General features: G+C 33.0%; 6 protein-coding genes, 2 rRNA genes and 1 pseudogene (1 of these 9 cut by a window edge). 4 read left to right on the forward strand and 5 right to left on the reverse strand.

The window, feature by feature from the left end:
• Positions 1–10 precede the first annotated feature (10 nt).
• Positions 11–1851 (reverse strand): annotated as a pseudogene (rpsA, locus tag IPK06_10165) (30S ribosomal protein S1).
• Positions 1852–1949: 98 nt separating this feature from the next.
• Positions 1950–2627 (reverse strand): (d)CMP kinase, encoded by a 678-nt coding sequence (locus tag IPK06_10170; GenBank protein ID MBK7980340.1) that lies wholly within the window; start codon positions 2625–2627, stop codon positions 1950–1952.
• Positions 2628–2723: 96 nt separating this feature from the next.
• On the opposite strand from IPK06_10170, the gene IPK06_10175 reads away from it, so the two are divergent.
• Entirely contained in the window at positions 2724–2972 is a 249-nt protein-coding gene (locus IPK06_10175) for a GlsB/YeaQ/YmgE family stress response membrane protein (protein ID MBK7980341.1), read from the forward strand.
• Between the two features lie 2 nt (positions 2973–2974).
• Here IPK06_10175 and IPK06_10180 read toward each other — a convergent pair whose 3' ends face one another.
• Positions 2975–3742 carry an inositol monophosphatase gene (locus IPK06_10180; GenBank protein MBK7980342.1) on the reverse strand — a complete coding sequence of 256 codons (768 nt, stop codon included), beginning with the start codon at positions 3740–3742 and terminating at the stop codon, positions 2975–2977.
• A 90-nt stretch (positions 3743–3832) separates the two neighbouring features.
• Between IPK06_10180 and lon the strand changes: the two genes are divergently transcribed.
• The 3 genes from lon to dnaX are packed head-to-tail and all read left to right on the forward strand — an operon-like array spanning position 3833 to position 8423.
• Positions 3833–6241 (forward strand): endopeptidase La, encoded by a 2409-nt coding sequence (gene lon / locus IPK06_10185; GenBank protein MBK7980343.1) that lies wholly within the window; start codon positions 3833–3835, stop codon positions 6239–6241.
• Positions 6241–6759, forward strand: a complete 519-nt coding sequence (locus IPK06_10190; GenBank protein ID MBK7980344.1) for a GAF domain-containing protein — start codon at positions 6241–6243, stop codon at positions 6757–6759. Before lon ends, IPK06_10190 begins: the two co-directional genes overlap by 1 nt.
• Positions 6753–8423 (forward strand): DNA polymerase III subunit gamma/tau, encoded by a 1671-nt coding sequence (gene dnaX / locus IPK06_10195; GenBank protein MBK7980345.1) that lies wholly within the window; start codon positions 6753–6755, stop codon positions 8421–8423. Before IPK06_10190 ends, dnaX begins: the two co-directional genes overlap by 7 nt.
• 37 nt (positions 8424–8460) lie before the next feature.
• Here dnaX and rrf read toward each other — a convergent pair.
• Both rrf and IPK06_10205 read right to left on the reverse strand, forming a co-directional pair.
• Positions 8461–8575 (reverse strand): 5S ribosomal RNA (rrf, locus tag IPK06_10200).
• A 65-nt stretch (positions 8576–8640) separates the two neighbouring features.
• Positions 8641–9596: ribosomal RNA gene (locus IPK06_10205) — 23S ribosomal RNA — on the reverse strand (it continues 2047 nt past the right edge of the window).

Raw genomic sequence — 9596 nt, forward strand, 5'->3', positions numbered from 1 at the left:
AAACAACTAATTATTTATTTTCTTTTTCAGCTTTTGCTTCACTCTTCTTTTCTTCAGTTTTTTCAGTACTGTGAGAATCAGGTTCATCAAATCCCGGGAAAATTGATGAATCAAATTTACCGGCATCAGCATTCTTTATATCTTCAACAGAAACTTTTTCCAACTTGTGCTTAGCAATATATTCTGAAATTTCAGCATCAGATTTTTCTTTCATTGCTGCAATTACACTAAGAACAATTTTTTTATTTTCCTTATCGAATTCAACTATTTTTGCGCTTAAAGTTGTTTCAACAGGGAATGATAAAGAAAGATTTTTTATCTTTGAAGGAGAAAGCTGTGAAGTTGGAATAAATCCGTCAACTCCTAAAGATAGTTCTGAGATAACACCTTTTCAATAATTCTAACAACTTTTACGTCTTCAAGTTTTCCAACATGATAAACGTTTTCAAAATTATCCCAAGGATTATCTGAAACTTGCTTGTGACCTAATGATATTTTTCTTTCTTCCGTATCGATGCTAAGTACAATTACATCTAATTTCTCACCTTTTTTAACAATTTCTCCGGGATGACGAACTTTTTTAGTCCATGATAGATCAGAAATGTGAACTAATCCGTCAATGCCAGGTTCCAATTCAACGAATACACCAAAATTGGTAAGATTTCTTGCGGTTCCAAGGTGTTTTGATCCAACGGGATATTTCTTCAATAATTCTTCCCAAGGATCAGGCGTTAATTGTTTCATTCCAAGAGAAATTTTCTTTTCAGATTTATCAAGGCTTAAAATAACTGCTTCGATATTTTGACCCATAGAAACGTGTTGAGATGGATGGCTGATATGTTGTGTCCAGCTCATTTCGGAAATATGGATTAATCCTTCAATACCTTTTTCAATTTCGATGAATGCACCGTAATCTGTAAGAGAAACAACACGACCGGAAACTTTATCGCCGATTTTATAATTTTCATCAATTTTTTCCCAAGGATGCGGTTGAAGTTGTTTTAAACTTAGAGAAATTCTTCTCTTTTCCATGTCAAAATCAGTAACAACAACTTTAATTTTTTCATCAAGTTTAACAATTTCACTTGGATGATTAATTCTTCCCCAGCTTAAATCTGTAATATGAATTAAACCATCAACACCGCCAAGATCAACGAACACACCGAAATCTGTAATTGCTTTAACGGTTCCTTCAAGAATTTGACCTTTGTCCAATCCTTCAAGAATTTCTTTTCTTTGATCAGAAATTGTTTCTTCAATAAGCGCTTTATGAGATACAACAACATTTTCAGTTTGATTATTAATTTTTACAATTTTGAAATCCATAGTTTGACCGACAAAAGCATCAAAATCTCTTACTGGTCTTATATCAATTTGAGAACCCGGTAAGAAAGATTCAATTCCCATAATGTCCACAACCATTCCGCCTTTAATTCTTTTAAGAATTTTTCCGGAAAGAATTGTTTCTTTTTCATGAGCGTCAATAATCTTTGCCCATACTTTAAGGAAGTCAGCTCGTTTTTTACTTAATTGTAAATTTCCGTCTTCGTCTTCAACACTTTCAATAACAACGTCAACATCATTGCCGATTTTAATTTCTTCGGTTGCTGTAAAATCACTTCTTGGAATTGTTCCGTCCGATTTAAAACCGACATCCAAAACAACATTATCTTCGGTTATTCCAACAATTTTACCTTTAATTATTTCGCCTTCTTTTAAATCATGAAATGACTGATCATAAAGTCTGGCAAGTGTCTGAAGTTCTTCATTAGAGTATTCGTCTGAATTCATGAATTTTATTGACTGTACAGACTTTTTGCTCTTTTTAACTTCTTCTTTTTGTTCTAACATTTAATCTCCAACTGCTTTTACTTATATTTCGTTTCATTACCATCAGAAGAATTGAAATATAATTTTGTTTAGTTTAACATTTGTTTTTTTTGATGGTGTTAAATTTTGCTTTTTATATTTTTAATTTTTTCAACAATTTTGTCAATTTCTTGATCGACAGTTAAATTTGTTGTGTCAATTTCAAAAGCATCTTCTGCTTTGGTCAATGGACTAACCTCTCGAGTACTGTCGATTGCGTCTCTGTTCAGTAAACTTTTTTCAACTTCATCCTGCGAAACGTCAATTCCCTTATCTTTATATTCAATAAATCTGCGTTTTGCTCTTTCTTTCGCGTCGGCAGTTAAATAAATTTTTACATCGGCGTTGGGAAAAACAACCGTTGTTGTATCTCTGCCTTCAACAATAAGATTATTATTTTCGCCGAATTTTCTCTGCAATTTCACTAATTCTGTTCTAACTTCTTTTATTCTACTAATGTCGCTGACTTTAGAATTAACCTTCGGTGTTCTGATTTTTTCAGTAATATCCAAACCGTCAATAAAGACACTTGTTATGCCGTTATTGTATTTTAATTCTAAATTTAATTTTTTTACTGCATCAATTACTGCTTGTTCATTATTTTCAATATTCTCTTCTTGGGCAAAATACGTAATTGCACGATACATTGCGCCGGTATCGACGTATAAAAATTTGAGTTTGTCCGCAAGCTTTTTGGCAACGGTACTTTTACCACTTGCGGCAGGACCATCAATTGCGACAATTATATATTTTTGCATAGTTAGTAAAAGTAAACAAATTATTTATATTAATCAAAATATTTTTACTGCTAATTTATTATATTACAATACTTTAGAAAATTTCGAAGGATTACAATGGGTATATTAAGCTGGATTATAGTAGGCGGAATCGCCGGATGGCTTTCTACAAAAATTATTGCTCCAAAAAATAAAAAGGGTTGTTTTGGGAATATTATTTTAGGAATTGTAGGAGCGTTTGTAGGCGGTTTTGTAGTTTCAAAATTTGGCGGATACGGAGTTACGGATTTTAACATTCACGGTATTTTAGTTGCCACTTTAGGCGCTGTAATAATTTTATGGATCGCTAAATTAATTAACGATTAATATTATTTACTTTTTAGAACTTCTATCATTTGAGAATGAACCTTGCCGTTAGTTGCCAAAAAATTTGGTGAATTTACTGTTACAGGGTTTCCGCTGTAATTTGATATTTTACCACCGGCTTCTTCAACCAAAATTAAACCCGCGCAAACATCCCACGAATTTAATTTTGATTCCCAGAAACCGTCAAAAACACCATTTGCAACAAAGCAAAAGTCAATAGCCGCTGAACCCAATCTTCGTACAGCTCGCGATTTTTTTAAAAATGTAGTAAAATGAATTATGGCTTCTTCGTAATTATTTTTAACTTCATAAGGAAACCCGGTTACTAATAAACTTTCAGATAAATTTGAATTTTCACTAACTTTTATTTTAACGTTATTTTCAAAAGCTCCTGAACCTTTTTCAGCGGAAAATACTTTATCCTGCATCACATCGTATATAACACCATAAATAGTTTCTTCATTTTTCTGAACACCAATTGAAATAGAAAATATAGGCAATCCATGCGCAAAATTTGTGGTACCGTCAAGCGGATCTATAATCCATTTATATTCTGAATTTTTCTCGTTAAGCCCGGTTTCTTCAGCAATAATTGTATGATTTGGATATTCCTTTTTAATAAAATCTGTAATAACTTTTTCAGAAGCTTTATCTATATTTGTCACAATATTTGAAGCATCGGTTTTAAATTCAATTGAAATATTGCTTTTAAATCCGTTCTTTATTATTTCGCCGGCTTCTTTAGAAACGGAGATGATCTTATCTAGCATAAATTTTTCCTAATTCATTTATTTGAATGCACTTTATTATTTTGGTATTTTGTGCAATTACATTTTTAAAATTATTTATTTAATATATCAATGACAAAAAAAATTACAACTGAAGATCAATCTGTTTTTAATGAAATTCCAAAACTTTTACCGGTATTGCCATTACGGGACAATATAATTTTCCCTTATATGATTTTCCCGGTTTTAGTTGGAAGGGAACAATCTATAAATGCCGCAAATTATTCTTTAGAACATTCAAAGTTTATTTTTCTTTCAGCTCAAAAAAGGGCCAATCTCGAAGATCCTTCAACTGAAGATATTTTTGAGGAAGGAACAATCGCAAAAATTATACAGATTTTAAAACTTCCAAACGGTTTAATGAAAATTCTAGTTGATGGAATTGTTCAAGGGAAAATAAAAAAATTTACAGATCGTAAAGAATTTTTTGAAGCGGAAATAGATATTATCTTATCCGAGGAAATTGAAGCTCAAGAACTAAATGCATTGATCAGACAATTAACTCTGCACTTTAAAGATTATGTAAAAAATAATAGAAACATACCAGCAGAAGCAATAGCAGCTTATGAAAATATTGATGAGCCAGATAGAAAATTATTTTATGTTGCCGCAAATATAAACCAGTCAATTCAAGTTAAACAATCTATCTTAAAAAAATTCTCTCTTAAAGAACAAATTTACGATGTTATAAAATTACTCAACTCGGAAGTTGATATTCTTAAAGTAGAAAAGGAAATTGAATTAAAAGTCCAAGAAAATATTACCAAAACTCAACGTAAATTCATTATTCAAGAACAAATAAGAATATTGCAAGATGAGCTTGGAAAAGAAGAGGAAATTTCTCCAGAATTTAAGAAGATAAAAGAAAAAATTAACAAAGCTAAAATGCCCAAAGAAGCAAAGGCCAAAGCTGTAGAAGAATTTGACAAATTAAGAAAGACTCCGCCAAGTTCACCTGAATTCACTGTTATAAGAAACTATTTGGATTGGCTCACTGATGTTCCATGGCAGAAAAAAACTAAAGATATTCTCGATATTCAAAATGTAAGAAAAATTTTAGATGACGATCATTATGGCTTAGATAAACCGAAGGAACGCATTGTTGAACATATTGCAGTTTTAAATTTAGTCAAGGAAATGAAAGGTCAGATATTATGTTTTGTTGGTCCTCCCGGTGTTGGTAAAACTTCACTTGGAAAATCAATTGCCAAAGCGCTTGGAAGAAATTTTGTAAGAATCAGTTTAGGCGGTGTAAGAGATGAAGCAGAAATTAGAGGTCACAGAAGAACATACATCGGTGCTCTTCCTGGTAAAATTATTCAATCTATGAAAAAAGCAGGAACAATAAATCCTGTAATATTACTTGATGAAATTGATAAGATGAGCATGGATTTCCGAGGCGATCCTTCTTCTGCAATGTTAGAAGTTCTTGATCCTGAACAAAATCATAATTTTTCAGATCACTATTTGGATGTTGAATATGATCTTTCTCAAGTAATGTTTATAACAACCGCCAATGTAAGATACAATATTCCACTGCCTTTGCAGGATAGAATGGAAATAATTGAATTGCTCGGTTATCTTGAACATGAAAAAGTTGAAATTGCAAAAAGGCATATTATCCCAAAACAGCTGGAAGCGCATGGATTAAATAAATTAAAAGTAGAACTTGATGAAATGGCACTGCAAAAAATTATTTTAGAATATACAAGAGAAGCCGGTGTTAGAAATTTGGAAAGAGAAATCGCTTCAGTATTGAGAAAAACCGCTAAAGAAATAGTTTTAAGCAAATCTAAAAAAAGTACTAAAGCCAAAATATTAAATGGATTTAAAATAACTCCTGAAAAAATTGAAAAGTATCTTGGAGTTCCAAAATTCAGGCTGCAGAAAAATCTTCGCGAATCAAAAATTGGAAGTGTAACCGGATTAGCTTGGACAAGTGTTGGCGGAGAAATATTAAATGTTGAAGTAACAATTATGAGCGGTCCTGGTAAATTAACATTAACCGGTAAACTCGGAGATGTAATGAAGGAATCTGCCCAAGCCGCATTAAGCTATTTAAGATCCAACGCTAAAGAATTAGGTTTACCCGTTAATTTTCACAAAGATAAAGAAATACATATTCATTTACCTGAAGGCGCAATTCCAAAAGACGGACCTTCAGCTGGAATAACTATGTCTCTTGCAATGTATTCCGCAATTAGCAAAAAACCGGCAAGTGGTGATGTGGCAATGACCGGCGAAATTACATTACGCGGCAAAGTTTTACCAATTGGTGGATTAAATGAGAAACTGCTCGCCGCAAAAAGGCATGGCATTTCTACAGTGTTAATTCCAAAAGGCAACGAATCTGACTTGGTAGAAATTAAAAGTGCTGCAAAGGATGGATTGCGAATTATTCCTATTGATGACATAAAAGAAGCAATACCATATGTTTTTGAAAAACAATTTAAGAAGAGAAAAATTAGAAAAACCAAATAATGAATCTTGAAATCAGTATAGATAAAAATCTAAATGTTGAAGAAACATATAAAGTTTTGTTGCTTCAAATAGAAAATTTAATTAACATAAATGATCCATTAATTACAAATCTTTCAAATATAACAGCCGCATTAAATCAGACTTTTGAAAAGATTAGTTGGGTTGGATTTTATTTTTCTAAAGATAATTTTTTATATCTCGGTCCATTTCAAGGAAAAGTTGCTTGCACTAAAATTAAATTAGGAAACGGTGTTTGTGGAAAATCTGCAGAAAACAAGCAAACTATTGTTGTACCTAATGTACATGAATTTTCTGGACATATTGCCTGTGACGTTGAAACTAATTCTGAAATTGTTATACCGATTATTATAAAAAATGAAATAATAGGAGTTTTAGATTTAGACAGTAAATTATTTTCGGCATTTAACGAAATTGATGTATATTATTTAAAAAATATTTGTGAACTAATTTCAAAGAAATTAGATTTATCATCAAATAAAATTTATCAAATATTATGACATTTGTTGTAACAGCAAGAAAGTGGCGACCTCAGTTATTTGAAGATGTTGTTGGACAACAGCACATCACTAAAACTATTAAAAATGCAATTGAAAATAATAGGATTGGACACGCATATATTTTTGCGGGTCCAAGAGGTGTTGGAAAAACAACTACTGCAAGAATTTTAGCAAAAAGATTAAATTGTACAAATCCAAATGGCGGTGAACCATGCAACAAATGCGAAGCTTGCGAAAATTTTCTTAAGTCGCAGTCTTTGGATATTATTGAAATTGATGGCGCCTCAAATCGAAGGATAGATGAAATAAGAACTTTAAGAGAATCCGTAAAATATGCGCCGACAACCGGGGACTATAAGGTTTACATTATAGATGAAGTGCATATGCTTACAACCGAATCGTTTAATGCTCTTCTTAAAACTTTAGAAGAACCGCCTGAACATACAATATTTATTTTTGCTACAACAGATATTCATAAAGTACCATTGACAATTATTTCACGCTGCCAAAGATTTGATTTTAGAAGAATTGAACTTATTGAAATTAAAAAGTTGCTTAAGAAAATTTCCGAATTTGAAAATATTATTATAGATGATGAATCATTGACACTTATTGCAAAAAAAGCCGACGGTGCATTAAGAGATGCAGAAAGCATTTTTGATCAAGTCGTTTCATTTTGCGGAAATAAAGTTGAAGTAAATCTTCTAAAACAAATGCTAAACTTAATTGATGACGAAATTTATTTTGAAATTAGCGACGCAATTATCGGCAAAACATTTAAAGCAGCTTTTGAGGTTTCGGAGAAGATTTATTCAAACGGCTGGAACTTTATCGATTTTACAAATGGTTTAGTTGAACATTTCAGAAATATAAGTACGGTTATTATTACAAAATCCCCAAATTTAATTGATTCTTCGGAAAATTTAAAAACTAGATATCTTAGCTATGTTGATAAATTTACCGAAGGTGACCTTTTAAGAATTTTAACATTTCTTTCAAAGCTACAATATGAAATTAAAAACACACAGAATCAAAAACTTAAAATTGAAATATCACTTTCTCATTTAATTGGATTTATTCAAACATCCACAATATCCGAATTAATAACCAAATTAGAATCCGATGATATAAGCGATAAAAAAAAAACTGATTTTTTAGATAATAGTAAACCATTGGAAAATGAAAATATCGTTACATATTCAAATCCATTGGAACAGAATGTTAATAAAGTAATTAAATCTGAAAAAAAACACGAAAAAAAAAACTTACCGAATTCGCCAGCAATAAATAAGGAACTAAGCGAAAAAACAATTCCTCAAATTGATGTTATTAAAGAAAGGTGGAATTCATTTCAGGAAAGTATAATTAAAGAAAAGTTTACCTTATCTATAATAGAATCAACAATCCCAGATCGAATAGTTAACAACACCATATATGTATTAGTGGATCATAAGGAAGATATTCCTATATTAGAAACTTCCGGTGAATACATTTCAAAGAAATTATCCACAATGTTATCATATAATTTACACATCAAATTTGAAGAAAAGAAAAGTTCAGATTCAGCAAATGTAATTGAAAATTTATCTGATGATTTAGAAAGTCAAAATAATCAATTGATTAAAAGTATAATTACTGAATTTGGAGCAAAAGAGGTAAAATAAAAAAACCCCAATCGGATAATTGAGGTTTTCAAAATAAAACTGGCGACTTCCTACTCTCCCACACTTAAAAATGCAGTACCATCGGCGTTTAAGGTCTTAACTACTCTGTTCGGAATGGGAAGAGGTGTTTCCCCTTAGCTATAGTCACCAGAAACTTTATAAAAATTAAAGATTGAATGAGAAATCTGTGAATATACTTTCTTTTAATAAAAAATTAATGGTTAAGTCTCACGACCTATTAGTACTGCTCAGCTAAATACATTACTGCACTTACACTTGCAGCCTATCAACCTTGTCATCTCCAAGGAGTCTTTAGTGCCATAAATGGCAAGGGATACCTTATCTTGAAGTATGCTTCGCACTTAGATGCTTTCAGCGCTTATCATTTCCGAACATAGCTACCCAACTATGCCACTGGCGTGACAATTGGTGCACTAGAGGTTCGTTCACTTCGGTCCTCTCGTACTAGAAGCGACTCTTCTCAAGTATCCTGCGCCCACAGAGGATAGGGACCGAACTGTCTCACGACGTTCTGAACCCAGCTCACGTACCGCTTTAATTGGCGAACAGCCAAACCCTTGGGACCTTCTTCAGCCCCAGGATGCGATGAGCCGACATCGAGGTGCCAAACTTTGCCGTCGATATGAACTCTTGGGCAAAATCAGCCTGTTATCCCCGGAGTACCTTTTATCCTTTGAGCGACGGCACTTCCATACGCAACCGCCGGATCACTAAGTCCTACTTTCGTATCTGCTCGACCTGTATGTCTCGCAGTTAAGCTCCCTTATGCCTTTACACTCGTCGCACGATTACCAACCGTGCTGAGGGAACCATTGAGAGCCTCCGTTACAATTTAGGAGGCGACCGCCCCAGTCAAACTACCCGCCTAACAATGTCCTAAACCCTGATTCAAGGGTTGTAGTTAGAATCCAAATAAACCAAGGGTGGTATTTCACCGTTGACTCCACTACAACTAGCGTTGCAGCTTCAAAGTCTCCCACCTATCCTACACATGACCCATCCGAACCCAATGTTAGGGTGCAGTAAAGGTTCACGGGGTCTTTCCGTCCATCTGCGGGTAACCGGCGTCTTCACCGGTACCACAATTTCACCGAGCTCGTGGTTGAGACAGTGCCCAAATCGTTACACCATTCGTGCAGGTCGGAACTTACC

The sequence above is a fragment of the Ignavibacteriota bacterium genome, from assembly GCA_016713565.1.
Classification (GTDB): domain Bacteria; phylum Bacteroidota; class Ignavibacteria; order Ignavibacteriales; family Melioribacteraceae.

Bases quoted from the DNA above. Each gene is read 5' to 3' on its own strand.
- IPK06_10170 (MBK7980340.1), bottom strand. From the start codon at position 2,627: ATGCAAAAATATATAATTGTCGCAATTGATGGTCCTGCCGCAAGTGGT.
- IPK06_10175 (MBK7980341.1), top strand. From the start codon at position 2,724: ATGGGTATATTAAGCTGGATTATAGTAGGCGGAATCGCCGGATGGCTT.
- IPK06_10180 (MBK7980342.1), bottom strand. From the start codon at position 3,742: ATGCTAGATAAGATCATCTCCGTTTCTAAAGAAGCCGGCGAAATAATA.
- lon (MBK7980343.1), top strand. From the start codon at position 3,833: ATGACAAAAAAAATTACAACTGAAGATCAATCTGTTTTTAATGAAATT.
- IPK06_10190 (MBK7980344.1), top strand. From the start codon at position 6,241: ATGAATCTTGAAATCAGTATAGATAAAAATCTAAATGTTGAAGAAACA.